The sequence below is a fragment of the Bdellovibrio sp. NC01 genome (genome assembly GCF_006874625.1).
Classification (GTDB): domain Bacteria; phylum Bdellovibrionota; class Bdellovibrionia; order Bdellovibrionales; family Bdellovibrionaceae; genus Bdellovibrio.
The window spans coordinates 56,981-83,162 of record NZ_CP030034.1 but is presented as its reverse complement, the minus strand read 5'-3'; the positions used below and the strand labels follow the sequence as shown (position 1 = coordinate 83,162).

Below are 26,182 nucleotides of genomic sequence, written 5' to 3'. Positions count from 1 at the left end.
GTTTTCTATCTGATTGAAATGTGAATAGCAATCCGTTGTTAGTTCAAGTTAGGTACTTTCGAATAACGAGCCAGCCAATAGCCATATAAATAATCTATACCGCCGTACTCAATACCTTTAGAACGGCCCCCTTTGTAAAGGAAGGCGCCTTCTTTCCAAATAAAGTTGCTATCAATGCCGGCTTTTTCAAAAACCGGGTAGTCATAAAGACCTTGATAGAAGAATTCCATCGGCGGAATCGGTTTATTGACCGCCTTCCAGAACATGCGTGGAATAGGTGATACGGACCACTCACGATCTAACGAGTGATCATATTGAATGTCCAAATTCGGACGAGGGAATGGGATTTCACGCAAACCCCAAACAGCTTGAGTCAATGCCGCCTGGAATTTTTCATCACTGCTATCGGATCTAAAGTTATCCCCACGCGTTCCGTGAGAATAAGCAAAGCCATAAGCCGCTAGCGTCACGAGGTGTCGCTGTGCCGGGGCATACGTCACCCATGAATCCATCAAACGTTCACGCAAGCGATCGCGTATTTTAGTTTCACCTAAACGATCGGCAACTGTGATTGCCGTGATATCACCAACAATGCCCAAATTAATACCGCTCCAATCAGCAACGCCATGCCAATAGAAACTTGTATCGAAAGAATATCCCGAGAATTTCACCGGAAGAGAGTTATACGCCTTTACATAACGTTCGCGGAATCCTGACTGCTTTGTGATTAAGGCAGCAAGGCCCAATGCTAATGGACGATTCTGAGGTTTATCATCCATCACATTCAAATCGATCAAACGAGCAGACTTCTCTTTAAGATGACCCCAGATCTCTGTTTCGCTTTCTGGAATAACAATCGATGCCCACAAGAAACCGTGCATGATCCCTTTGACCATGTCGTTGTTGCCACCTTCTTGCCAAATAATATTTTGGAATGGAGCTGCACCTTGATGCCACTTTTCAGGAATTGGCTGGCCAGGAACATATGTCGCCAGAGTGCGCGCAAATTCGCCCTTGTTGCCGGTGATATCCATCAAAATGAAAAGGCCCTTTAAAGATTTTCTTACATTAGCAAGAGCCGCTTGATCTTTCGTCGCTAGATAGCGCATTGCTTGTGAACCGATATACATTCCTGTCCACAATGCTGAATCACCATCGTTTTCATAACGAACTAAGCGACCGCGCTCATCAACAGTTGCCACCGCCGACATACCTTGATCATTGATGTGATGATCAACCGTATTCTTTTCATAACCCCGTTGTTTTTCCTCAAGCGATGGAGCGTAAGCATTACGTTTAATTGAAGCTTCCGTAATGCTAATGTCATCAGTGATTTTGTTAACAACGCGAATCACATCTTTATTTTCGCGATAAAAAGCAAAGTCGGTTGGATCAAAAACGATATAAGGTCTTTCGTCTTCAAACTCTTTACGATTTTTGTAGGACTTCACTAAAGGATCTTTATCATATCCAATTTTTGCTTTGAACGCTGCAATCACAGCACGAACGGGTACTGGAATGCGTGGGCCTTTGGCGTCGATGTTTCTGCGTTCATCTTGCCACAACGGACGAGCTTCTAAATCACGACGAGTCGTCAACCATTCCGTGTAATTGGAAGCTTTTCTATCTGTGAATGCCGTGGTTAAACCTTTTTCAGACGGGGCAAAGCGCTCTAGCACATTGATTGTATTTTTAAATTCAACGACATCGCGACTTTGTCCACCCAGTTTGGTGATGAAGTCCGCTTGTTTCAAGTCATAACTAACGGTTAATAGATTTCCTTCGGCAACTGCTTTACCAGTCCACACTTCTTGAACTTTCAATCCGTCATAAAAGTAATTGATATACGTCACAACACGAACGACGTTGTAAGTGCCGTCGCTGCTTTTTCTTAATTCAAGTTCACCGTTATAGGGTCCACGCGAAGAACTCGTACCTTGAAGGAACCAAATGCCTTCAACAGCGTTATTCATCTGCAAAGAAGCGATGTCGCGTGGGAGTTTTTTTTCTTTTGTAGAGCAAGCTGAGAAAACTAAAACGCCCAAAAATAAAAAGAGGAATGAAATTAAATTTCTCATCCCTCTATTCTCTCTAACAAAACCAACGCCTTGGAGTCCTGATATGTTTACTAGGCCTTAGTAGTGTATCTTATCTGCTTTGTTTAACCACTCTTTGAAAACTTCGTAAGCCTCTGTGTGTCCACATTGCTCCATGGGGATTTTGCGGTCTTTTATTTCTTTGGGAATTTCCTGATAGATAAAATCATCGTCGAATTTTATGAACGCAGCATCGCCGCGTGTGTTTGCGTAATAAATCTTATCGATACGCGCCCAATAAATCGCTGCTAAGCACATTGGACATGGTTCGCAGCTCGTATAAATTTCTGAACCTTCCAAAGAAAAATTTTGAGCTCTGTCGCAAGCATCGCGAATCGCAACAACTTCAGCGTGCGCGGTGGGATCATTGGTCGAAGTCACTTTGTTCCAGCCTTCGCCAATAATTTTTCCGTCTTTAACGATAACAGAGCCGAAGGGTCCACCAGCTCCATTGTGCATATTGATTTTGGAAAGCTCGATGGCTCTCATCATGAAGTCTTTGTTCATAAGAAAGCCACGGTAGGTAGGCCCACTGCGGGAGTCAAGGCATGGATCACTCGCTTAAAAAGACTTAAGGTTCGAGTGATCCAAAGTAATTTTAATTGCTTTGTTTCAATGGAGGCATTGGGATTTTTGGGTAAGCTCGGCTCTTACGAACGGCTTCCGCTTTGTCACCAATCACTTTCCAATAAGTGACTGACGTTTTAACGTCTTCGAACTTAACTTTACGGAAAGGATTTTTTGTATCTTTCCAGTTTAAGAAACCAGAATAGAAATCGAAACGACCTTTACCGTTAATACCACGGCCTTGATCGCGCACGATGAAATAACCATTGTGTACAGTTCCGTCTGGCAATTTCAAACCAACGATTGATGGAATAAAAATAACGTCGCCTGGCTTATACACATCAAGATCCGCAGCCACAGTAAAGAATGGATCAAGACACGAGCTTCTGACGCCATAACCGAAAGGACATTCTTTATTCGTCATTTCAAAATAGCGGTCTTGGCCGCTTACGCGATCAGAAATATTGAAACTACGGCGAACACCTTTTTGAATGATCGCACACGAACCTTGAATACCACATGACAGTAACGTCGTCGGACAAACGTTGATAATTTTCTCGCCGCTTACTCCGTGCAAAGTTTTAACTTCGTCTTTATCACACCCATTTTTATCTTCGTTGAATACCGGGAAATAATAAACTGTCGGTTTGGTTTTTCCGGCCTCAGCAATGTCATCATTTGTAGGCTTCGGCAACGTTACCGATGGTGTTGCAGGTTTTGTATCATCTTCAGCAGGAGCTGGTTGTTGTGGTTGTGGCGCAGGATTTTTTTGCGGAGTCTCTCCTAAACCCGGAGTCTTCGCTTCCGTATCATCGTCGTTTTGCGCAGGTAATTGCACCGGAGATTGCGGGGTAGAATCCACCGTCTCTTCGACGAAGTATTCCGTCATCGCTTCATCAGTGGAACCACCCATATCGTGAAGTGGGATCGTTTGTACCGAGTCTTGCGTTTGTTGCTGTTGTTTCGCCTGCAAAGAACCATTCGTCGTAATACTACTAGAGATATTTCCGCAGCCAGCAAGTAGCGCGAAGGAAAGAAAAGCTGAGATTTTACATGTGTTTTTCAGTGCCTTCATAAGGATCCTTTTCGACCTTAAGAAGATACCAATACTTAGCTCGTTTTCAGAGGGGGATGAGGGGCCTTGGAAAATTGGAAAAATCCAGGGCCCAAGAACGTCACTTTTACGTTTTCTTGCCAAGGTGGGATTTAATCCACGGCATGATCATTGGAATCAGCGAAAGGAAGATCACCGCGAAAATCACGATATGGAAATTACGTTTCACAACCGGCAAATTTCCAAAGAAATGACCCGCCAAAACGAATAAAAACACCCATGCGATCGCACCCACGACATTATATGAAAGAAACTTCTTATAGTGCATGTTCCCGATACCAGCCACGAAGGGCGCAAACGTTCTGACAATTGGAGCAAAGCGTGCTGCCACAATCGTAAAAGCTCCCCATTTCGAATAGAAAGCTTGAGTATCTTCCAAATATTTCTTCTTAAAAAAGCGACTGTTATCGTCGAAAACCTTAGGACCTAAATATTTACCGATATGGTAGTTAGCCGTATCCCCAAGCACCCCAGCCACTGTCAAAGAAGTTAACAGTACCCATAGGTTCAGACCGCCCTCAACACTCGTCAAAGCACCCAGCGCGAATAGAAGCGAATCACCCGGCAAAAATGGCGTTACCACCAAACCTGTTTCGCAGAAAATAATAAGGAACATGATCACGTAAGTCCACGGACCGAAGTAAGCAAGCCAATCCGCCAAGTGTTGATCAAGGTGAAGAATAATATCCATAACCATCGCCATAGTTGCCGATCCTTTATAACGTTATGGAGGGAGTCTAATTTACTCCAGGTGACTTGTCTTTGCGCTCTGCCGCTTTTTCCTTACGATTTGTTGATTGAGTGAACTCAGATGTTAACAAATCACAAGTTTTTCCGAAATTTTTGACAGTCTTTTCAGAGAAATCATTGAAGTAAGAGCATTTGCTTTTTAGTTTTGCGGCCGTTGCCGGTTCCACATCAAGGCAGTCGGTTCTTTTTAGGTAGCAGCGCGCTCCATCCAATATCATTGTTGCTTGTTCAATCGAACAATCTGGCTTGAAAGCAAAGATACTTAAACCTTTTCCCGACTTAATTGAAAATCCCTGAAGAGTTTTTGTTTTTAAATTATCAAACACGCGCAGAGTTTTATTCGCATCAGAGTATTCACGAATTTGCGTGAAATGTTTTTTATCCATCATAAATAGATCGATGTCTTCAGGAAGATCGAAGATATCTCCATACACAGGATCTGGCTTGATGTTGTAGATGGCATTGGCTTGATAGTACTCGCGCTTTTTTTGAATAGCGGCCGAATCCATTGCCATTTTTTTTGTTTTGATGCCTTTTGTTTTTTCAGACAGCGATTCCTTTTCTTGAATCGCCGTCATCACAGAATCACAATTAGCCGCAAAAGAACGCCCCGAAAAAAGAATCATGACCAAAAGAAATGCTGTTTTCATATGTTAAGCATATCGCAGGCATTTTCATTTTACCGCGGGAATACGGCTTACCTAGCCCTAAAGCCAGTGTTTAACGAGCTGGAGCGATACCCATGAAACCTTGAACGATCCAAGAATTTCCTGGTGCTGAATTCGCATAGATACCTTGTTCACATTGTTGTGAAAAATGAATCTGGTGAGTGATCACGTATTTACCACCGAAATAAGCTTTCGCGTTGGAAAGCGCTTCTGCGAATGTTTTTTTATGCGCTTGTTTAAGTGCGATTTGCAGATCCGCAGGATCACAATCTGGAGACGCCACTTCTGCGTAACCAATCACAGTCATGCTTCTATCAACCGGAGCAGGAATTCCACCACCACCATCTTCTGGAGGACAGTTGCCCATACCAGGACCGCACGCGATCGCCGCGAATGCATTTACACCAGCAACCAAAGAAACAGTAAATACCAAAGCTTTAATAAGTTTCATAAGTTCTCTCCTTCTATGCAGATTAATTAGCAGGATTGCACCAAAGAGACTGTTGATATTTCGTCAGCTTAAAAGCGCTCTAAATCAACACCCTGGCAAGACCAGCTGCCCACGCTTTTGACAGGATTGTAATTAAAATCCGACGTTACATCTATGCATCGGAAAAATATCAAGTTTCCATTTTCGAAAGAATCTTTTGTTAATGGCTGTGGTACAAGCTCTCTCGATTTAAGGAGTTCACATGAACAAGTTCTGCTTTTCAGCATTGATGTTTTCTTTACTAACAAGTGCTTTCGCAAATGCAGGGGCAAAGACTGTTTTGCACATTCCTCTATTTGTCGAAGTCACTTCAGGCGCACAGCCGAATCCTAAATACACATACGTGCCGGTTGCAGAGTTCAATAAAGTGCTCATTCAAAAAGGCCAAAAAGCTCAACCAGAAGCTCTTGAAATTTCTGATGCTTCAAACATTGATACTTATGCAATTCGCGATGCTTTAGATACTGCCATTCAAGCAGCGGGTATTAAGAACGCACAGGCGATGGGTGAGTACTATCCCGGTCAATGGAGCACTAAAAAAGCTTACACCTGCTATCGTGGCGACGCGAAAGGTGTTGTTGAATTAGCAGCTTCACTTGCGGACCGCGTTTATTCAGATCAATACACAGTGATGGCGTGGAGATTGGGACAAGATAAAGACTTGGGCAGCGCTGAAAACGAATCTGATTTTGCGTCAAAAGCCTGGGACAATTACAACGTTAAATCGAACACAGTATTAATGCTTGGTTCGGTGGGCGATGACGGGACTGATGTAAATGAATCGTTGATTCCGGCTTGTAAGTAAATCGATAGGGCCAGAAATAAAAAAAGCGACCTCATTGGGTCGCTTTTTTGTTTTTTATTAGCCGAAGCTAAATGGCGGAGAGTGAGGGATTCGAACCCTCGAGCCCCGCGAAGGGCTGCCAGTTTTCAAGACTGGTGTATTCAACCACTCTACCAACTCTCCGTCGACCGTTTTATGGGTTTTGAGGAGAGACATCAAGCAGTTATCCACAATGACGCGGTGTGGTTGTAAAAAAGAAGCAGGCACCCTTTATCTGATTTCGGTTTTGCCGCCCATGTAGTTTTGAAGAGCTTTCGGAATCGCCACAGAGCCATCTTCACGTTGGTAGTTTTCAAGAATGGCTACCAATGTTCTTCCCACGGCTAGTGCTGAACCATTCAATGTGTGTACGAATTGAGGTTTTCCACCCGCTGTGCGGAAACGGATATTTGCGCGACGAGCTTGGAAGTCCTCGAAATTAGAACATGAACTGATTTCACGATACATATTTTGTCCCGGCAACCAAACCTCAAGGTCATGGGTTCTGGCAGATCCAAATCCCATGTCTCCTGTACACAAAAGCATGCGACGGAATGGCAACTCCAAATCCATCAATACCTGTTCTGCATGAGATGTCAGGGCCTCGTGAATTTCATAAGACTTATCCGGATGACAGAACGTCATCAATTCAACTTTATCGAACTGATGCTGACGAATAAGACCCTTCGTATCGCGACCCGCACTTCCAGCTTCAGAACGGAAGCACGGAGAATATGCGCAGAAGCTTTGTGGCAGATCTTTTTCATCCAAGATTTCGCCATTGTAGTAATTCGTCACCGGAACTTCCGCTGTTGGAATCAAAAACAAATCCGAACCTTCAAGATGGAAAACGTCTTCTTTGAACTTTGGAAAATTTCCTGTTCCCAACAAGCTGTTCGAGTTCACCATGAATGGCGGAATCATTTCCGTATAACCATGACGAGACGAGTGCATGTCCATCATGAATTGAATCAAAGCACGTTCCATCTGTGCCGCTGCACCTTTTAAAAACGCAAAGCGTGTGCCTGTCGTTTTACCAGCGCGTTCGAAATCGATGATGTTTAGTTTTTCACCCAACTCCCAGTGCTCTTTAGCTTTGAAAGAGAACTTCGTCGGAGTTCCTACGATCTTAAGTTCTTTATTCTCATCAGCAGATGCACCCACTGGCACAGAAGAATGTGGTTTGTTCGGCATCACCAGCGCTAAGTTCATAACTTGCTGATCTGCTTCCGCCGCTTTCGCTTCAAGGTCCTTCACGGCACCTTTAAGTTTTTCCACTTCTGCTAAAATTTCAGAAGCATCTTTGCCTTCACGCTTTAATTTGCCAATTTCACCAGAAAGTTTATTTTGATTGGCTTTTGCTGACTCAGCTTGGGCAATCATTTCTTTACGTTTCTTATTCAGATCCATGATTTGCTCAAGAATCTCTGGCGTACCACCACGATTGATCAACGCCTGCTTATATTCGTCGTAATAAGAAGGTCCGTTTTCTGCTTTTTTCTCAAGAAGTTTAATATCGATCATTTTTCAAAATCCCAAATTTAAGGTGCGACCAGAATATACATTCTTAGCAGCATACCGACAAGAACGACGATCAAATCAAAAATAAGAATTTGACCGAAGGACCAATTCGACAAGAGCTTCATGATGACCGCAAGAACCACAACCGTTGCAAAAATGAGAGCAAATGTTCCATAGCCGATCAACTCTTGACCGATCAAAGCCAAAGTCAAACCAACTAAAAAACCTGTAATCAAGCGGAGCATGATGTGCATGAATGAAAGCGTGGATGATTTCACGCCATCTTGAACATTGGTTGCTAAACCTCTCATTTTATCGCCGATTCCCATGGCTGCTTTCCCTTCGAAACGTTCTAATTACCTAAACGATTAATCCTGGCCTCTATTTCAGCACGATCCGGTGCATTTGGGGAGAGGCCAATATATTTATTGTATGCTGTTGCCGCAGAGCGAGTATCGCCCTTCATTTCATAAATCGCGCCCTGTTCGCGGTAAATATCCGCGTAACCACTTTCGCGTGCCGCCGCCAGTGCTAACATGTCTTCTGCCACATCTATTGCACCCGATTGGCGATAACACTGCGCTGATTTCACGTAAATATCCGCACCTTGCGGACGAAGTTTCATTGCTTGCGAATACTCCCCAGCACACTCTTGATATTGACGACGAGCCGTATAGATCTCTGCCGCCAAAATGTAAGAATCCGCCACATTTGGATTCAAACGCTTTTCCGCTTTCGCTGCTTCCATCGCGCCGTTGAAGTCCCCTGATGCAAAGGCCGCTTTACCGATATAATAATTCGTTCGCGGATAATTTGGATTCAAACGCTGCACACGACGGAATTGTTGAATCGCTTCATCAAAACGACTTGTTTCCAAATACAACTGACCCGCACGGAAAAGTGCCTCACCATCCGTTGGATCGAGTACTGCCGCTTGCAAGAATGCCTTCAACGCTTTGTCATTCATACCCAAAGCTTTGCTACCTTCACCAAGTCCCAGCCACGCTTTTTTATTACGCGGATCTGCTTCAACAACTTTTTCGTAAATATCACGCGCCTGAGTATAACGATCTTCAGATTTATAAACTTCAGCAAGCGCGACACGATAATCCAACGTGTACGAGAAGCGTTTAATCAATTCATTAAGATAAGTAATCCCCGCATCCACACCTTGAGTTGCCGCCAAAGTTTTTGCGTAAGTAATTTGTGCTTCTGGATTTGTCGCATCGATCTCTACCGCTTTGGTTGCGTAGCGAACAGCGTCTTTTCCGGCATTTTCTTTTCTTTCAATTTCTTTTTTATTCAATGGCACAATTGACTGCGCCAAGATTGCATTTGCTTTCGAAAGCAGAATGAAAGTTTCAATATCACCGTCGTAAATTTTTGCCGCACGAGTTCCGTAACTGATCGCACCGATCATGTTATTTTTACGGAATTCTAAAAGCGCTAAACCACGTTGCACTTCATAGTTATTTGGCGAGATGCGTGTCGCGTTTGTTAATGCCATCATTGCGCCATTAAAATCAAAACGTTGCGACATGTAGTCCGCTTGAAGTACGTAGGCAGAAATTAATTTCGGCTCTGCACGCATGGCTTTCGATAACCACTCGATCGCTTCAAAGCTTTGATTCAGTTGCCACAATGCTTTAGCTGCTTTCATCGCGGCCGTTCCATTTTTTGGATCTGCTTCAAAGGCGGCTTTAAATTCGGCTTGCGCTGCTAAATTGTCACCTTGTCTGACGTATTGATCCCCCAAGAACAACATTTCGTTATTCTGATTTTTATCGGCCTTCACTTTGTCAGAACCACCCAAACGCACGACCAATTGACGAAGATCGCTGTTGTTTGGATTTAATGAAAATGCCTTTTGAGCCGTTTCTAACGCTTTTCTTTTTTCGTTACGAAGAACATAAATTTCCGCTAAAGCATGAAGACCTTGCGCTTCAATCAATGAAGGTACGCGCATCTTCGAATCCGCAGCTGAAGATAAAAGGGTGAACGCTGAATCGGATTTTTTGTAACCACGATACTCAACCACACCTAATAAGAATTTGGCTTCACGATGTCTTGGATTTTTCTTTAACACCTCTTGAAACATCCGAGATGCATCTGCAAAACTTTGTTGCTCCATGTACAAGACGCCCAATTGCACTTGCGGATGCAACCACTTGTCCCACAACTGAATCGATTTTTCATAGTAGGGAACAGCATTCAGATAATCTTTTTCACCTTGCAGAAGTTCCGCTTTGTAGCCGTATAAAACCGGCAACAATGAAAACGGCTCTGTCGATTCAAGGGTGGCCTCAACCGTACCGCGCGCTTCACGATAACGACCTGAAGTCATAAGCTTCACAGATTCACACACTTGTCCCAATGGACTGACGACATTCAACGCACGCGTTGCTTGCGTCACCATCGTGATCGTCTTTACGTCTTGCGCATCTTGTTTGGCATACGGCCACAGCTCGCGATAGACCACACACAGCAATGCACGAACTTCGATATTCGAAGGCGCACCTTCAATGATACCGACCAGTTTATTTTGTGCATCCAAGTATGAATCAAAAGTATCTTGTTCAATTGAAAACAAGGCTTCGTTCAACTTGTCTTTCACTTGCGTTTCAGAAAGTGAAGCACCAGCTTTGCCGGGAGCTAACAAGTGAATCTTGTCACCTTTCGCAGGTCCCGTATCCCACAACAAAAACACAGCAACTAAAATCACAACTACGAGAACCGCAGCAGGGCCGCGCAATGCTTTAAACAACTCGCCCTTTTCCATGTTCTTCAAATTCGAAAGCTCGATAACTTTGTCTTTGCCTTCATTTGAAGAAATGTTCGGAACGGGGATAGAGGCCGGAGCGATTTGCGCTGGCTGTTGATAAATATCTACCGTCGGAAGTTTTGAATTCGCTGGTGGCGCGATGTTTTCAAAATTCAGAGGCTTCGGTGCTTCTTGTTTTGGTTGCTGAGTTGGCGGCGGACGCATGATCACAGTTTCCGCTTCCATCTTCTGCGCTTTTTTTGGATCGACTTCGACAACACCTTCGAGTGCTTCTAAAAGTTTGTCGTAAAACGCAGGCTCTTTTGAAATCAATGTCCATTGCCCATCAGGCAATTTTGAAATCATCTCTTGGCCCGAAAACACACCCTCACCAATCATGCGAAGAATGGCTTCAGTAGAGTAAGGTCCTTTGACCTGACCCGTTCGTGTTTTCACAACCCAAGTGACTTGTATGCGCGACATAGACACTTGATTGTACTGAGCTTTTTTCTGAAGAACTATGTGCGTGAGTGTGCAATCACAAGGTCTGTGCTTTAGTCCAAGCAAGTGCCACTTCAGTGGTTCCAGGGTGGAACCCCCGTTCCATTCTGGAATTACCTAAAAGTTCCGGAATGGGTTCTCGCTCCGAATCCCAAGCCTTAAATCCAATATATTAGATCTGACCTTTGTCTCAAATTGGCACAGCCATTGCTTATAGGGAAAGTGTCTTTGGAATTTAGGAGAAGCAGACAGTGATTAGAAACGCCTTGATAGCAATTTACATCTTAGTAGTTCTTGCGATTTCCGCAGTAGCTCGTGCAGGTGTACTACCTAACAACGCAATCGAAGGTGAAGAGATCACAGCGTCTGAACTTCAAAACTATAATTTCAAAACACACGTAGGTGAAGTTGTGGCTTTGGCTGATGGTTCGCTAGTTCTAGTGACTGCTCAGCAAAATGTTTTCGTTCTTAAAGCACAATCGGATCTTACAGGTTATGTTGGTTCTAAAGTTATGATTAGCGGTATTGAACTTGATCAGCAACTTGCTCCCTCTTACGGGCTTGATTCTGTGGACCCCCTCCCTGGAATCAACTCTGGGAACAACTCGGTTATTTTCTTCGTGTTCGGTATCTCTGAGGTTAGATAATAACCTGTATCATTGGGTCTCAGCCCCAATCCCCTCCGTGGGCTGAGACTTTTCTTTTTAAAATTTCTAAAAGGTCAGCGGATCCCCTCCTTGCTGGCCTTTTTCTTTTTCTCCCCTTCGTGATTTGAGTCTTTCGCTTCCTGCGGGGATTTTCTATTTATAAAAAGATCTGCTCACTTCGTTCGGCACGGCTTCCTGCCTCGTCGCTTCACCACTTCGTGGTGAGGGCCATCCAGGCCCCGCGAAGGGCTCTCTTCGGATCAGCTCTTTTTATAAACAGAAAATTTCGTAGATTTGATGATTCAACTTCTAACAGAAAAAAGAAAAGAGGACCTCTTGACCTCCCTGGGTTCTTTCTAAAAAAAGGGTGCCTGGCACTTTTTTAGGTCTATGGTGCGTTAGGCGAGAAAAGGTGTCTGTCGTTTTTTTGGGAATAAAAAAGGGAAGCTTTTGTAGAGCTTCCCTTTTTTGTTTTTTTGGATTTGGTTTGGTTGCTATTCCGTGCGGCGGATTGTTGCGCCTAATGATGATAGCTTGTCTTCTAGTTTTTCGTAGCCGCGGTCCAAGTGGTAGATGCGGTTTACTACTGTTTCGCCTTCGGCGATCAAACCAGTTAGTACCAATGAAGCGCTGGCTCTTAGGTCTGTTGCCATAACTGGGGCGCCTGTTAGTTTTCCTGGGTTGCCGCGGATTACTGCGACTCTTGTTTTTGGTGTGATGTCTGCGCCCAAACGAGTCAGTTCAGTCACGTGCATGAAGCGGTTTTCGAAAACTGTTTCTGTAATGACGCTTGTGCCTTGAGCAACCGTCATCAATGCCATGAACTGCGCTTGAAGATCTGTTGGGAACAATGGGTGAGGAGCTGTTGTTACGTCAACCGCTTCCCATTTGTCTGCTGGATAGACTGTCATTGAATCAGCAGTCGTTTCGATTTTGAAACCTGATTCACGCATTTTTAAAATCAAAGCTTCCAAGTGTGATGGTACACATTTAGTCACAGTGACTTGGCCTTTTGTGATTGCGCCTGCGATCAACAACGTACCTGCTTCGATACGATCTGGCATGATTGAGTGTTCTGCTGGGTGAAGTTTTTTAACACCTTCAATACGAATCACACTTGTACCGTGACCAGTGATCTTCGCGCCCATTTTATTTAAGTACTCTGCAAGATCTACGATCTCCGGTTCCTTTGCGGCGTTTTCTAAAACCGTCACGCCTTCAGCAAGAGTTGCCGCCATCATCACGTTTTCAGTTCCGCCGACAGTCACTGTCTCGAACAAGAAAGTGGAACCTTTCAATTTCGGAGAAGCCGCGTGAACGTAACCTTCTTTTTGTGTGATCGTTGCACCCAAAGCTTTGAAGCCTTCAAGATGCAAGTCGATAGGACGAGAACCAATTGCACAACCGCCTGGCTGAGACACAACGGCTTCGCCATACTTCGCAAGCATAGGTCCCATGCACAAGAAGCTTGCGCGCATTTTACGAACAAGGTCATAAGACGCTTCGTAAGATTGAAGCGGACTTACTGTGACAGTGAAAGCATCGCCTTCCCATTTCGTCACACAACCCAAGCTTTCAAGAAGCTCTGCAGTTGATTCGATATCTTTTAGTTTTGGAACGTTTTTGAAAACGTGTCGGCCTTCTGCTAACAGAGTTGAGAAAAGAATCGGAAGAGCCGCGTTTTTCGCGCCACTTGCCGCAACTGTTCCACGCAAAGGGCCATTGCCTGTTACTACCATTTTATCCATGCTTCACCCCGTAGATCACTCTATCGTGTCCGGAAAGATCTTTAACTACACGAACATTATTGAATAAATTCAAGCTCTCAAATTGGTTCTGCATAGCAGAACCTTGACTCATACCCATCTCCATCAGCATCACACTGTTCGGAGACAAAAATGGTGCGTATGCTTGCGACCATTTTTTCAGAAGAGCCAAACCTTCATCGTCCGCAAAAAGAGCACTTGCGGGTTCAAATTTTTTTACGTTCTCTTCAACTGCCGGATCGTTGTTCGCGATATAGGGCGGATTCGAGACTAATACGTCCACATTGTCATGTCTCATGAAGTCTTTGAAAGCTGACATTACAAGATCGACATTACCTGCGTCGGCATGAACGAACTGCACACGATCGGCAACTTCAAGCGCAACCGCATTACGTTTCGCAACTTCAAGTGCACCTTCCGATACGTCGACCGAAAGCAATTTTGCCTGAGGCAGCTCCTTCAACAAACTCAAACCAATGCAACCCGTGCCTGCGCCCAAGTCGATGATTCTGTATTCCTTGTCCTTATCATCTGCCCACTTCGTGACTTCTTCAACGATGTGTTCAGTTTCTGGACGAGGAATCAAAGTAGAAGAGTTCACTTCAAAGCGATGACCATAAAAATCACGATAGCCAAGAATGTACGCCACCGGTTCACCTTGAACACGACGACGAACCAATTCACGCAGAGTTGTAAGCTCCGCTTCAGATAAAGGCTGATCGAATTTTAAATAAAGTTGGATGCGCTCAGTAAGCTTCAGTCCGTGTGCGAACAAAAGCTCAGCATCGAGGCGTGGTGTCTCTATTTTCTTTTCTTTGAAAAAAGCGGTGGTCTTATCGAGTACTTCTTTGAGTTTCATTCAACCTAAGCAGAGGTTTGTTTTTTAAGAGCCTCTGCTTGGAAGTTAGCAACGAGTGGGTCAATCAGCAACTCAAAAGATCCGCCCATAACTGAATCCAACTGATGAATCGTCAAACCGATACGGTGATCGGTAATACGAGTCTGAGGGAAATTGTAAGTGCGGATACGTTCTGAACGATCGCCCGTACCAATTTGCTCTAAACGTACGTCTGAAGCCTGTTGGCGTGCTTTTTCGTCTTCGATTTGTTGCAACTTAGCGTAAAGAATCTGGAAAGCGCGTTCACGGTTGGCAGATTGAGATTTACCCTCTTGGCACTTTACGTCCAAACCGGTAGGCAAATGCACAACGCGAACTGCAGATTCAGTTCTATTTACCGACTGACCGCCCGAACCTTGAGAACGCATTGTCTCGATACGAACGTCAGACATCGGGATTTTTACTTCAGTGATTTCTACTTCGGGGATCACAGCAACTGTCACTGTTGAGGTATGGATACGACCTGCAGCTTCAGTTTTTGGAACACGTTGCACGCGGTGAACGCCTGATTCGTATTTCAACTTACTGTAAACAGAGTCGCCAGTGATGCTTGCGATAATTTCTTTAGCACCGCCCACGTTACCTTCCGAGAACGAAAGCATTTCTACTTTCCAACCTTGAGTGGAAGCATAGTGAACGTAACCACGGAACAATTCATCAGCGAACAAAGAAGCTTCGTCACCACCGGCACCCGCACGGATCTCCAAGATAATATTCTTGTCGTCGTTTGGATCTTTCGGGATCAACGCAATCTTAAGCTGCTGTTCAAGCTCTGGCAGTGCTGCCTCAAGCTCTTTCACTTCTTCACGGATCATTTCACGCATTTCTGGGTCTTGTTCCGCAGTCAGAAGTTCTTTGCTAGCTTTAAGATTTTCAGTTTTCTTTTTGTAGTCGCGATAAACGATGACGATCTTTTCTAGATTTCCCAATTCTTTCATTAGCGCGCGATACTGCGTCTGATTAGAAGCAATATCAGGCCTTTGAAGAGACATATTGACTTCTTCATAGCGAGATTCAACTTCAGCTAATTTTGAGAACATGGGAATAGCTCCTGAGATCGAAAAATCGTGATGCGCTAAAATGAAAATGCGGTTCGAGTATTGAACCGCATTTCAAGCAAGATGTTCCTCCAGATGGAGGTCTGCAATTTACTTTTTGCCGTAACGTTTTTTGAAACGATCGATACGACCTTCAGTATCCATCACACGTTGCTTACCAGTGAAGAACGGGTGAGATGCAGAAGAGATCTCAACTTTAATAAGTGGATATTCTTTACCGTCTTCCCATTTAACAGTCTCGTTAGAGTGCAAAGTGGAAGTACCCAAGAATGAGAAATCACAAGAGATATCTTTGAATACCACTGTGTTTACTTTTGGATGCAAGTTTTGTTTCATGACCTGGTTTCCTTCTAAAAAATCAAATCTATTTGGTCTGTAAGCTAAAAGGGTTTAACACAGGGGGTCCCCCATGTCGAGCATTAATCGCTGCTTTTTTTGGCAACAATCAGCTTGCGGTTTGGCGGTCCCGGTTTGATAATAATCTTGTATTTTCAATGGCTTAAACAAAACCATCCATGAGGAAGTTTCGTTTTATGGCAGGCAAAACGACTATCGAAATTCCGGACTTTCAGGGTTTCTCCCCGAAGGCGGCAAGCTTTCTAAAGGCCCTTAAACGCAACAATCGCCGCGAGTGGTTTCAACCCCGCAAAGACGATTATGAACAGCTTCTGCACCTACCGATGATGGCTTTGGTGTGTGAACTGGCGGAAGAATGCAAAAGTTTTGCCCCCGAAATTCGCTTTGATCCCCGCAAGTCTTTGTTGCGCATTTATCGCGACACACGTTTTAGTAAAGACAAAACTCCGTACAAAGATTTTGTCGCCGCGAAATTTCCATTCGGCACAGCAACCAAAGATGTCGATAGCTTAGGCTTCTACATTCACTTCGAACCCGGAGAATTTTTTATCGGCGGAGGAATTTATAAACCCTCCACTGAACAACTCAGAAAAATTCGCGAAATGATTTTACAAAATCCCGACGCCTTTAGCGATATCGTCGATAATCGCGTTTTCAAAAAACACTTCGGCGAAATTCAAGGCGAGAAACTTAAAAAAGTTCCCGCGGGAATTTCTGCAGATCACGAGTTGGCGGAATATTTTAAATTGAAACAATTCTTCGTCTCTATTTCTTTTCCCGAAGAAGCAGCTTACAAAAAAGATCTTCCGAAAAAGATCGCAAAAGAATTTAAAGAGATGATGGTCTTCGCCCGCTGGCTGAATAAATCGCAAAGTCTGTGGTAGAAGCAAAACCGCACCAGAGGCCTATTTCCAAAGTGCACCAGTGTCGAAGCAACACTGTTCGTGAAATTTTGAAAGGCATTATGGACAATTTGTGGAAGCTTTTTGAAATTTTCGCAAAGTGAATCTTAGTATCGCGCCTCGAAGAAAAAATTATGCAATAAGGTCTCCTCTTTATTAACTCGGGGGAGTTTCAATATGCTTCGTTTATTAATTGTGATGACTGTTGCTGCGTTCATGGCTGTCGGTTGCGGAAAAAGTTCTAACAATGGCAGTGATACAACGACTGCGACAACTTCGCTTCCATATTCAGTTTCAACAAATGGTCAGTGCTACAATCAAGCAGGACAAATCGTCGATACATATTATTGTCAGAATGTGACGAACGCCTATTCTGTGAATGGTTATTGTTATAACAACGCCGGTGTGCGCATTGATGCTTCCTACTGCGCGAATAATTACAGACCATTGTATTTGCAACCGCGCCAGTGCGAAGGCCAATACTACGCTCCTTACCAAGGCAAGCGTCGCGAGATTCGCTGTTACAATAGAAGCTGTAATGGCAATTTAGTATTCGACCGTGACGGCCGCGCGATCAATTGTCGCTAGTGAAGTTCGGAATAAATCATCGCGGCCGCAAGCAAAACCGCGAACAATATCAGTGCAATGGTTGTGAGTTTAGACATCATGGCCTCGCAAATAAAAAGGGGAAGCTACAAACTTCCCCTTTTATTTTTTCTGAATTTTCAGTCAGCCCTAGCCTGGGCCTGACATCGCTTTCAAGAAGTCAGTATTTGATTTCGTGTTAGATACTTTATCCAACAAGAAGTCCATCGCATCGACAACGTTCATCGGTGCTAATACTTTTCTTAGGATCCACAGACGGTTCAAATCTGCTTTATCAATCAACAAGTCCTCTTTACGAGTTCCTGATTTGTTGATGTCCATGCAAGGGAAGATACGTTTTTCCATAAGCTTACGATCCAAGTGGATCTCGGCGTTACCAGTACCTTTAAATTCCTCGAAGATAACTTCATCCATACGCGAACCTGTGTCGATCAATGCTGTTGCGATGATCGTCAAAGAACCACCCTCTTCGATGTTACGAGCGGCACCGAAGAAACGTTTTGGTTTGTGAAGGGCGTTGGAATCCACACCACCTGACAAGATTTTACCAGAAGGCGGAACAACCGTATTGTAAGCACGAGCCAAACGAGTGATAGAGTCGAGCAAGATTACAACGTCGTGTTTGTGTTCAACCAAACGTTTTGCTTTCTCGATAACCATTTCTGCAACTTGAACGTGACGAGTTGGTGGCTCATCGAATGTAGACGATACAACTTCACCTTTTACAGTACGTTGCATGTCAGTCACCTCTTCCGGACGTTCATCGATCAATAGAACGATCAACTTCACTTCAGGGTGATTTGTTGTAATCGCGTTAGCGATTTGTTGCATAAGAACTGTTTTACCTGTTCTTGGTGGAGCAACGATCAAAGCACGTTGACCTTTACCAAGTGGCGCCATCAAGTCCACAACGCGAGTCGTGTAATCGCCTGGGTTGTGTTCAAGTTTCAAGCGCTGATTTGGGTAAAGCGGCGTCAAGTTGTCGAATAGGATTTTGTCTTTACCTTTTTCAGTCGTCTCGAAGTTCAGAGAATCAACTTTCAAAAGTGCGAAGTAACGTTCACCCTCTTTTGGAGGACGAACTGTTCCCGTCACAGTATCACCGGTTCTTAAACCGAAGCGGCGAATTTGTGATGGAGAAACGTAGATATCATCCGGACCTGGCAAGTAGTTAAAGTCTGGAGAACGCAAGAAACCGTAACCATCAGGCAAGATTTCAAGAACACCAGAACCATAAATATCCTGACCCAATTTCGCTGCACGCTTCAAGATTTCGAAAATCATATCCTGACGACGAAGACCGGCAGCATTTTCGATTTTCAATTTTGTTGCAAGCTCAGTTAATTGAGTGATGTTTTTTGATTTAAGGTCTTTCGACGACAACCAAGATTTCTCTTCGTCTGTTAATTGGATATCTGCCAAATCAACATCTTGAGCTTGTTGTGGAACTTGTGAATGTTCGTCACCAGAAGGTTGTTGGTCTTCGTTGTTTCTTCCGTAACGGAAGTCACGACGTTGGTTGTTGCGATCATTGCGATCATTGCGGTCGTTGCGATCGCCTCTGTCATTTCTGTCTCTGTCGCGGTCATTACGATCGTTACGATCATGGCGGTGGCCACCACGGTCATTGCGATTATCTCTATTATTCGGGCGGAATTCGCGACGTTGATTTTGGTGTTGAGGACGATCTTGTCTTTGTTGTTGTTGCTCAGGGGCTGCGGCGCCATCGGCTTTCGCTTCTGGTGCGGGAGCAGTTGGAGCTGCTGCTGGAGCTTCGGGAGCTGGTGCAGGTGCGGCTGGAGCGGCTTCCGGTGCAGAGGCTGCTGCTTGAGGTGTCTCTTCAGATGTAGCTTTAGTGCGCGTGCGCTTTTTAACTACCTCAACGCCTGGTTGATCTTTGGGTTCAGACAAACGAACTCTCCTTGTGGGATTTAATAAAAGAAATAAAGATCGATCTTTAAGAAGTTTGATCCGACTGGAACTAAACTGTATTGCTTGCCCTCACTTTCCTAGACTTGGTGAGTTTTTGTCAACCGAAAAGCAGATCACCCCGGAAGCCTCAATACCAACCCCGCCGTAATCACGACTAAGCTATTGATATTTCTTGTAATTTTTTAGACCTAGGATGGGCCTCTACTCCATTAAATTTTCATGGTGATTTCTTCTGAGACCGAAATTCTACGTCTACTTCGTCCACCGTTTCGATGCAAAATCAGATAAGAAGTTCGACAGTTTCGCCGACTTTTTCTTGCCCAATTAAGAAGCAGTCAAAACATGGCGATATGAACTCGCATCTGCTACTCACCCCCAGGAGTTCGGAAATATTCAAGGTCTTTCAAGACGTTAAGTATCCCTTCGAGACGTCCAGTTTTCCGAGTTTTAACTCGTTTTGCGTAAAAATATGGGTCGAGGGCCGTTAATTTTTGTCCAGCCATTCCGAAAAGATAGTATCGCAATAATAAGCACAAGGAGATCAAACGTGGAGGACACTGTTAAAGTTCCGGCACCTAGAACCCCTCTAAACCTCGAAGTTTCTTTTAAACGCAATTACGCGCGCGAAGAGACAATCGGCACGCTTAAGAATATCAGCATCACGGGAGCCTTTTTAGAGTTTTCAGGTGGAGACGTACGCACCAATGAGAAGCTTAACCTTTTCTTCGTTGTAGCAGGTCGCGAACGCAAAATCGCGGCGCAGGTAATTTGGATTAACTCTGCAGGAGTTGGTATCAAGTTCATGCCGACGAATAATCGCGACGTACAAATCGTCGATGACTTAATTTACTTCGTAGAGAACGGTCGCACAGAAGCTCGCTCTGTGATGGATTCGATTTTCAAAAAAGTAGGCTAAGACAATTTTGCTAATGATGAAAAATAAAAAACCCGCGTCTGTGTAAGATGCGGGTTTTTCCATTTCTAGAATTTCAAATTCTATTAAGTGCCAACGTGCGTGTTATCCATCGCTTGTTGTTCAGCTTCTTTTTGCTTACGTTTCTTTCTCATCACGATAAGACCCGCAAGACCTGCTGCCGCAAGACCAACAACTGCCAACGCTAAAGTTGTGTCGTTGTCCATGCCACCAGCCGGAGCTTCTTCCACTTGATGTTTTTTCGGTGGAGGAGGTGGCGGATTCACAGCTTCCATTGGAGGCGGTGGTGGTGGCGCCATTTGGTTTTGTGCCATATCTGGTGGCGGAGGAGGCGGAGCCATCTCTTGAGCTGGAGGTTGTGCCTCTGGCATTGGAGGTGGAGGAGGAATATCCATTTGCGCTTGTTGTTGCGGTTGCTCAGGCATCGGCGGCGGTGGAGCTTGTTGGCCCATGTCTTGATGCTGAGGTTGCGCAATTTCACCGTGAGGCATTTCATTCATAGCTGGGGCAGCAGCAACTTGTTGGCCACCTTTCCAGTAGTGAAGTTCTGTACCTTCAGGGATCACACCTTTTGAATCTACAGAGTTAGAAGCCCAAACTTCTTTCCATGCATCAGAGTAACCCAAAAGATTTTTAGAAACTTTACGGATATTGTCGCCAGACTTAGCAATGTAAGTTTCTGGAGCCATACCGTTATCTTCATAATAAGTAACCATACGAGCTGAATCGTCTGGGCGGTGAGGAGAGTTGTAATAAACTTTATCACCTGGTTTTACTTTACGAGATTTAAGAGAAGGATTGCCTTTTTTAAGCTCTGCAGTTTTATCAGCGCCGTAAATCATTTGGCTGATACTTGCTAGAGAATCACCTGGGCGTGCGAAATAAACTGTGTTGTACCAAGTTTTACCAACTTGCCAAGGAGCCGTCGCAACTTTTTGCAAAGATGCAGCTGGTTTCTTCGGAGCTTCTTCGACAACATGTGTTTCAGTTCTAGTTGTACTTTCAACCATCGGAACTGTTTCCGGATTTGAAGTCGTACCAGAGTCTACGATTGTTGTGTTTGAATCCGCTGCTGGTGGAGGCGGCATTTCAGTCGCTGCATTTTCAGCAAATGGATCTGATGGAAGAGATTCATTTGAAGTTGATGCTGGAGGAGTTAAAGACTCCGCTGGTGCCGCAGCGATCGCTTGCGGTTCAGCTTTTGGAGCAGACTCACCCAAAGCGTCTTCAGGAAGCTGATCGCTTGCCAAAGATTGATCGTTTGTTGCTTGCAGAGCTTCTTCGCCTTCAAGTTTTTCTAGGTCGGCAGAATCTACATCTGCTGTTACTTCAGCGTCGGATTTATTTTCACTAGAGAACAAGCTACAGCCACTAAGCTGTACGGCTAGTCCACAACACGCTAGTAAAACAACGAGTTTTTTCATCATTTTTTCGTCCTTGAGTGATGCTACGAAACATACTGTTTCGGTAAAGCGTTATTAACAATCTAAAGCCAAGATAGAAGGCTGGCAAATATTTCTGAATTCACTAGACTTAGGCCAAATCTATTACGTCGGCGAAACCGAAGTAATTAGTGAATCTTAAGTTTGCTGCCTATCTTGATTTTGTTCTTATCAAACCATCCTTTATTCATCTCAAGCGCGTACTTGGCCGGTCGCGCACTTGCATAAGAAGGAAGATCTGCATCAGAAACATTTTGTCCCGATTTCATTTCTTGCACATCGACTAAAGTTTTATCTTTGTCAAAAAACCCAATCGAAAGATCAATCATCGTATTCTTCATCCAAAAGAAACGCGTCTCTTCATTTTTAAAGATGAACAGCATTCCTTCGTCTTCAGCTAATTTATTGATGAACATTAAACCGCGTTCGTGTTGTGGAGTTGATTCCGCAATTTCTACGACGAAGGTCTTGTTGCCCACGCTGATCTTCTTCTTCGCGAATTGCAAAGCAGCTTGAGCATTAAAAGAAAAACTAATGAGAGCCGTTAGAGCGAAGCATCTCAAGAGCGACACCATATCTCACTCCTTTAGTGGATACACGTAAGCCATCCATGTTAAGAGCTTCGACAACTTTTAACAAAATTGAAGCTCCAGCAAAAATGATATCGGCACGACCACCAAGTTGGTACTTCGTTCTTTTCACCTCGACGGAAGTTTGGGAAAACTCAGTGACCCAAAACTTCAAACGTTCTTTTGTAAGAATATAGCCGTCCACTTTCTTTTCGTCGAAACCACCGATTTCAACCGCAACAATAGATGTTGGGGTCCCAGCAACCGCAAGAATCTGATCAGGTTTGCACTTCTTGATTTCAGGAAGAATCTTTTCAACTTGCTCATTAATATAGTTATTGAGCTTAGTAATTTCGTTATCCGCAATCGGCTGTGCAGTGACAAATTTTTCAGTCAAACGGACAGCACCGATATTCAAGCTTTCGCCGAAAAGAATTTTTTCACCGCGTCCTACGATAAATTCAGTCGAGCCCCCGCCAACGTCCAAAACCAAGTTCGTGACAGTGTTGTCGATAATACCACCCGTGGCACCTTGATAACTGATGCGGGCTTCATCTTCACCGGGAATCACCTGAATAGGGATACCAAGTTCTTTGCCTATATCAAAAAGTTCTTGTCCATTCTTCGCGTCGCGCGCAGCCGATGTTGCCATCGCTAAAATTTTGTCGACATTATGTTTATCGATTTCTTTTTTGAACTCCGTCAGACATTTTTTTGCGCGCACCAAAGCTTCAGGATGAAGTTCACCCGTTTTGTCGACGTCTTGACCTAGGCGAACCACTTCAACAAGGTCTTTATGAACCTTTGTGATTCCTTTTTGATCGCCTTCAGCGATCAGGCATAAAAAAGTGTTCGTTCCTAAATCAAGTGCAGCGACTTTCATACTACTTCAATTTCTCCTGAAGAATTTTATTTACTAAATCTGGATTCGCTTGGCCTTTGGATGCTTTCATGACGGCACCGACAAAGAAACCAAGAAGGTTTTTCTTCTTACCGGATTTATGATCTTCGACATTCTGTGCGTTTGCAGCCAAAACTTCATCAACGATTTTTTCAATCGCAGACGGATCGGTAATTTGCACCAAACCTTTTTCTTTAATGATCGCTTCAGGATCTTTTCCTGATTGCCACATTTCTTGAAAAACTGTTTTGGCAATTTTTCCAGAAATAGTGCCGTTATCAATCAAGGTAATCATCTTACCTAACTGTTCTGGCTTGATTGGCGACGTCGCGATAGTTTTATTCGCCGTATTCAGTTCACGCAGAAGCTCTGTCATGATCCAGTTTGCAGATGACTTAAAGTTTTTTGAAACTTTCGCCGTCTCTTCATAAAAGTCAGCCAGGTCTTTTTCCGTCGTCAAGACCAAGGCATCTGATTCAGGCAGACCTTGTTCGTCTTGGAAACGTTTAGCTCGAGCAATTGGCAGCTCTGGCAATTCCTTGCGATACTTTTCAATCATTTCGTCGGTCACGATCAGTGGCAACAAATCGGGATCTGGGAAGTAACGATAATCTTGCGCATCTTCTTTGGAGCGCATTGAAAAGGTACGATTTTTATCTGGGTCCCACAGACGTGTTTCCTGAATAATCTTTTCACCGCGCTCAACCGCATCGATTTGACGTTCGATTTCGTATTCGATCGCTTTTTCGACGAAACGGAATGAATTGATGTTTTTAATTTCAACTTTCGTTCCGAATTGTGTGGCACCTTCTTTACGAACTGAAACGTTACAGTCACAACGCATAGAACCTTCTTCAAGGTTGCCATCGCAAACATCAAGATAGCGCACGATTTGGCGAATCGTACGACCGTATTCAGCAGCTTCGGCTGGCGATCTTAAATCGGGGCCTGTTACGACTTCTAAAAGTGGAATACCCGCACGATTCAAATTGATCAGAGTGTATTCACCCGAGTGTGTCGATTTACCAGCATCTTCTTCAAGATGCGCACGGGCGATGGAAATCGTTTTATCAACGCCGTCGACCTTAAAAGACACCGAACCATGTTCACAGATCGGTTGATCGTATTGGGAAATTTGATAACCCTTTGGCAAATCGGGATAGAAATAATTCTTACGCGCAAAAATAGATTTCTTACGAATATTGCAGCCAAGTGCCAAGCCCGTCTTAATTGCATATTCGACGGCGCGGGAATTCATGACCGGCAACGTGCCCGGCATACCTGCACTGACCGGAGATACATGTTCATTATCACTGCCATTGAATTCTGTTGAATCCGCACAGAAGATTTTACTTTTTGTCGAAAGTTGAACGTGAATTTCGATACCGATGACGGCTTCATAACCTCTATATGACATGGGGTTTTTGTCCTTTCACCGGTGAAGCACTTTCCAAAGCGGCCGCGATGTTTAACATTTTTTGTTCTTCAAAATGTCCCGCAGTCAGCTGTACGCCGATAGGCAATCCTGATTGCGACATTCCAAATGGCACACTCATCCCAGGTAAGCCTGCAAGATTTGTCGATGTCGTAAAGATATCATTCAAATACATCGTCAAAGGATCATTGATAAGCTCGCCAATTTTAAATGCAGGTGATGTTGTCACAGGCGACAGAATCACATCGCATTTTTTGAAAGCTTCCAGGTATTGATTCGTTAATAAGCGACGAACCTGTCCCGCTTTATTGTAGTAGGCATCATAGTAACCGCTTGAAAGGCAGTAAGTGCCAAGCATGATACGACGTTTTACTTCTTTGCCGAAACCCTCGCCGCGAGTTTTGCCATAGAAATCTTCAAGATCGATGGCCGACAGGTTTTTAAAATCAGAACGATAGCCATAACGAACACCATCATAACGAGCAAGATTTGATGAAGCTTCGCTTGTCGCCACCAGATAATAAATTGGAACCGCAAATTCAGTCATTGAAACAGAGACTTCAACAATTTCAGCGCCCATTTGTTTGAGCGTTGCAAGTGATTGATCAAAAGTTTTTTGAACGTCAGCATCAAGGCCACCTTTCATGTATTCCTTGATGATACCGATCTTCATGCCTTTGACGTTTGTCGAAATATTTTTGCTCCACTGCGGAACTGGTTTTTGTGAGGATGTTGAATCCATTGGATCGTGACCACAAATGACTTCCATTGATAAAGCAGCATCCTGAACTGAACTTACCATGGGGCCCGCTTGATCCAACGACGAAGCAAAAGCGATAATACCGTAACGGCTGACACGACCGTAAGTAGGTTTCACACCCACGATCCCTGTGAAGCTTGCAGGCTGGCGAATAGATCCGCCCGTGTCTGTTCCGATAGTGCCCGCAACCAGGCGTGCTGCTTGCGCTGCTGCCGAACCACCAGATGATCCACCGGGAACTCTTTCAAGATCCCACGGATTTTTCACAGTGCCATGGAATGAAGTTTCATTCGATGAACCCATTGCGAATTCATCTTGATTTAACTTACCCATAACCACGACACCAGCTTGTTTTAAGCGCGCCACCACTGTGGCATCATACGGCGGCACAAAGTTGCTAAGAATTTTTGAACCAGCCGTTGTTGTGATGCCTTTCGTGCAAAGCATTTCTTTGATACCAAATGGCACGCCAGCAAGAACGCCGACGTTTTCGCCTTTGGCGATACGGGCATCAATAGCTTCCGCATCTTTCACCGCATTTGGATTCTGCGATGTGAATGAATTTAATTTTGAATCTAAACTTTGAATGCGATTTTGAAAGTGAGTCACCACTTCCTTGGCACTGACTTTTTTAGATTTTACCGCATCGGCAATTTCACTAAATGAAGCAAATGTTAATTCCAT

General features: G+C 44.2%; 24 protein-coding genes and 1 tRNA gene. 5 read left to right on the top strand and 20 right to left on the bottom strand.

The annotated features are described in order from the left end of the window. Nucleotides 1–38: 38 nt before the first annotated feature. The 6 genes from DOE51_RS00415 to DOE51_RS00390 form a co-directional block, all read right to left on the bottom strand. Nucleotides 39–2,078: a hypothetical protein gene (locus DOE51_RS00415; RefSeq protein ID WP_142694646.1), complete on the bottom strand. Its 2,040-nt coding sequence runs from the start codon at nt 2,076–2,078 to the stop codon at nt 39–41. A 57-nt stretch (nt 2,079–2,135) separates the two neighbouring features. Then, complete coding sequence (locus tag DOE51_RS00410; protein ID WP_142694645.1) at nt 2,136–2,603, bottom strand: nucleoside deaminase; 468 nt, start codon at nt 2,601–2,603, stop codon at nt 2,136–2,138. 91 nt (nt 2,604–2,694) lie between these two features. Further along, nucleotides 2,695–3,738: a 3D domain-containing protein gene (locus DOE51_RS00405; RefSeq protein WP_142694644.1), complete on the bottom strand. Its 1,044-nt coding sequence runs from the start codon at nt 3,736–3,738 to the stop codon at nt 2,695–2,697. 106 nt (nt 3,739–3,844) lie between these two features. After that, nucleotides 3,845–4,480 (bottom strand): DedA family protein, encoded by a 636-nt coding sequence (locus DOE51_RS00400; RefSeq protein ID WP_142694643.1) that lies wholly within the window; start codon nt 4,478–4,480, stop codon nt 3,845–3,847. Between the two features lie 34 nt (nt 4,481–4,514). Next, nucleotides 4,515–5,177: a hypothetical protein gene (locus DOE51_RS00395; RefSeq protein WP_142694642.1), complete on the bottom strand. Its 663-nt coding sequence runs from the start codon at nt 5,175–5,177 to the stop codon at nt 4,515–4,517. Nucleotides 5,178–5,247: 70 nt separating this feature from the next. Then, nucleotides 5,248–5,646 (bottom strand): hypothetical protein, encoded by a 399-nt coding sequence (locus DOE51_RS00390; RefSeq protein WP_142694641.1) that lies wholly within the window; start codon nt 5,644–5,646, stop codon nt 5,248–5,250. 241 nt (nt 5,647–5,887) lie between these two features. Here DOE51_RS00390 and DOE51_RS00385 point away from each other — a divergent pair, with 241 nt between their 5' ends. Continuing rightward, nucleotides 5,888–6,490 (top strand): hypothetical protein, encoded by a 603-nt coding sequence (locus DOE51_RS00385; RefSeq protein ID WP_142694640.1) that lies wholly within the window; start codon nt 5,888–5,890, stop codon nt 6,488–6,490. A gap of 72 nt (nt 6,491–6,562) precedes the next feature. On the opposite strand, the gene DOE51_RS00380 is transcribed toward DOE51_RS00385, so the two are convergent. From DOE51_RS00380 to DOE51_RS00365, 4 genes are all read right to left on the bottom strand, one after another. Then, nucleotides 6,563–6,652, bottom strand: a tRNA-Ser gene (locus tag DOE51_RS00380). An 87-nt stretch (nt 6,653–6,739) separates the two neighbouring features. Then, complete coding sequence (gene serS, locus DOE51_RS00375; protein ID WP_142694639.1) at nt 6,740–8,032, bottom strand: serine--tRNA ligase; 1,293 nt, start codon at nt 8,030–8,032, stop codon at nt 6,740–6,742. Between the two features lie 17 nt (nt 8,033–8,049). Beyond that, nucleotides 8,050–8,358: a hypothetical protein gene (locus DOE51_RS00370; RefSeq protein WP_142694638.1), complete on the bottom strand. Its 309-nt coding sequence runs from the start codon at nt 8,356–8,358 to the stop codon at nt 8,050–8,052. Between the two features lie 23 nt (nt 8,359–8,381). Next, complete coding sequence (locus tag DOE51_RS00365; protein WP_246845206.1) at nt 8,382–11,246, bottom strand: tetratricopeptide repeat protein; 2,865 nt, start codon at nt 11,244–11,246, stop codon at nt 8,382–8,384. 296 nt (nt 11,247–11,542) lie between these two features. Here DOE51_RS00365 and DOE51_RS00360 point away from each other — a divergent pair, with 296 nt between their 5' ends. After that, nucleotides 11,543–11,938, top strand: a complete 396-nt coding sequence (locus tag DOE51_RS00360; RefSeq protein WP_142694636.1) for a hypothetical protein — start codon at nt 11,543–11,545, stop codon at nt 11,936–11,938. Between the two features lie 494 nt (nt 11,939–12,432). Here the strand turns inward: DOE51_RS00360 and murA are convergent, their stop codons facing one another. The 4 genes from murA to DOE51_RS00340 form a co-directional block, all read right to left on the bottom strand. Next, a complete protein-coding gene (gene murA, locus DOE51_RS00355) occupies nt 12,433–13,686 on the bottom strand; it encodes a UDP-N-acetylglucosamine 1-carboxyvinyltransferase (RefSeq protein ID WP_142694635.1) in 1,254 nt (417 codons plus the stop codon). After that, on the bottom strand, nt 13,679–14,563 hold the full coding sequence (gene prmC, locus DOE51_RS00350) for a peptide chain release factor N(5)-glutamine methyltransferase (protein ID WP_142694634.1): 885 nt from the start codon (nt 14,561–14,563) through the stop codon (nt 13,679–13,681). The genes murA and prmC overlap by 8 nt, the downstream gene beginning before the upstream one ends. 5 nt (nt 14,564–14,568) lie before the next feature. Beyond that, the gene (gene prfA / locus DOE51_RS00345) at nt 14,569–15,642 is read right to left on the bottom strand and encodes a peptide chain release factor 1 (RefSeq protein ID WP_142694633.1); all 1,074 of its coding nucleotides are present in this window, start codon (nt 15,640–15,642) and stop codon (nt 14,569–14,571) included. 108 nt (nt 15,643–15,750) lie between these two features. After that, on the bottom strand, nt 15,751–15,996 hold the full coding sequence (locus DOE51_RS00340; RefSeq protein WP_063205867.1) for a type B 50S ribosomal protein L31: 246 nt from the start codon (nt 15,994–15,996) through the stop codon (nt 15,751–15,753). 197 nt (nt 15,997–16,193) lie between these two features. Between DOE51_RS00340 and DOE51_RS00335 the strand changes: the two genes are divergently transcribed. Both DOE51_RS00335 and DOE51_RS00330 read left to right on the top strand, forming a co-directional pair. Next, entirely contained in the window at nt 16,194–16,901 is a 708-nt protein-coding gene (locus DOE51_RS00335) for a DUF2461 domain-containing protein (protein ID WP_168196355.1), read from the top strand. 195 nt (nt 16,902–17,096) lie between these two features. Beyond that, complete coding sequence (locus DOE51_RS00330; protein WP_142694631.1) at nt 17,097–17,507, top strand: hypothetical protein; 411 nt, start codon at nt 17,097–17,099, stop codon at nt 17,505–17,507. A 147-nt stretch (nt 17,508–17,654) separates the two neighbouring features. Here the strand turns inward: DOE51_RS00330 and rho are convergent, their stop codons facing one another. Continuing rightward, a complete protein-coding gene (rho, locus tag DOE51_RS00325; protein WP_246845546.1) occupies nt 17,655–18,908 on the bottom strand; it encodes a transcription termination factor Rho in 1,254 nt (417 codons plus the stop codon). A 1,096-nt stretch (nt 18,909–20,004) separates the two neighbouring features. Between rho and DOE51_RS00320 the strand changes: the two genes are divergently transcribed. Further along, complete coding sequence (locus DOE51_RS00320; RefSeq protein WP_246845205.1) at nt 20,005–20,373, top strand: PilZ domain-containing protein; 369 nt, start codon at nt 20,005–20,007, stop codon at nt 20,371–20,373. Nucleotides 20,374–20,456: 83 nt separating this feature from the next. Here the strand turns inward: DOE51_RS00320 and DOE51_RS00315 are convergent, their stop codons facing one another. The 5 genes from DOE51_RS00315 to gatA form a co-directional block, all read right to left on the bottom strand. Beyond that, complete coding sequence (locus tag DOE51_RS00315; protein WP_142694629.1) at nt 20,457–21,818, bottom strand: LysM domain-containing protein; 1,362 nt, start codon at nt 21,816–21,818, stop codon at nt 20,457–20,459. A gap of 143 nt (nt 21,819–21,961) precedes the next feature. Beyond that, nucleotides 21,962–22,408: a DUF192 domain-containing protein gene (locus tag DOE51_RS00310; protein WP_142694628.1), complete on the bottom strand. Its 447-nt coding sequence runs from the start codon at nt 22,406–22,408 to the stop codon at nt 21,962–21,964. Next, nucleotides 22,365–23,285 carry a Ppx/GppA phosphatase family protein gene (locus DOE51_RS00305; RefSeq protein WP_142694627.1) on the bottom strand — a complete coding sequence of 307 codons (921 nt, stop codon included), beginning with the start codon at nt 23,283–23,285 and terminating at the stop codon, nt 22,365–22,367. The genes DOE51_RS00310 and DOE51_RS00305 overlap by 44 nt, the downstream gene beginning before the upstream one ends. A gap of 1 nt (nt 23,286) precedes the next feature. Further along, on the bottom strand, nt 23,287–24,720 hold the full coding sequence (gene gatB, locus DOE51_RS00300) for an Asp-tRNA(Asn)/Glu-tRNA(Gln) amidotransferase subunit GatB (protein WP_142694626.1): 1,434 nt from the start codon (nt 24,718–24,720) through the stop codon (nt 23,287–23,289). Beyond that, nucleotides 24,710–26,182 carry an Asp-tRNA(Asn)/Glu-tRNA(Gln) amidotransferase subunit GatA gene (gene gatA / locus DOE51_RS00295; protein WP_142694625.1) on the bottom strand — a complete coding sequence of 491 codons (1,473 nt, stop codon included), beginning with the start codon at nt 26,180–26,182 and terminating at the stop codon, nt 24,710–24,712. The genes gatB and gatA overlap by 11 nt, the downstream gene beginning before the upstream one ends.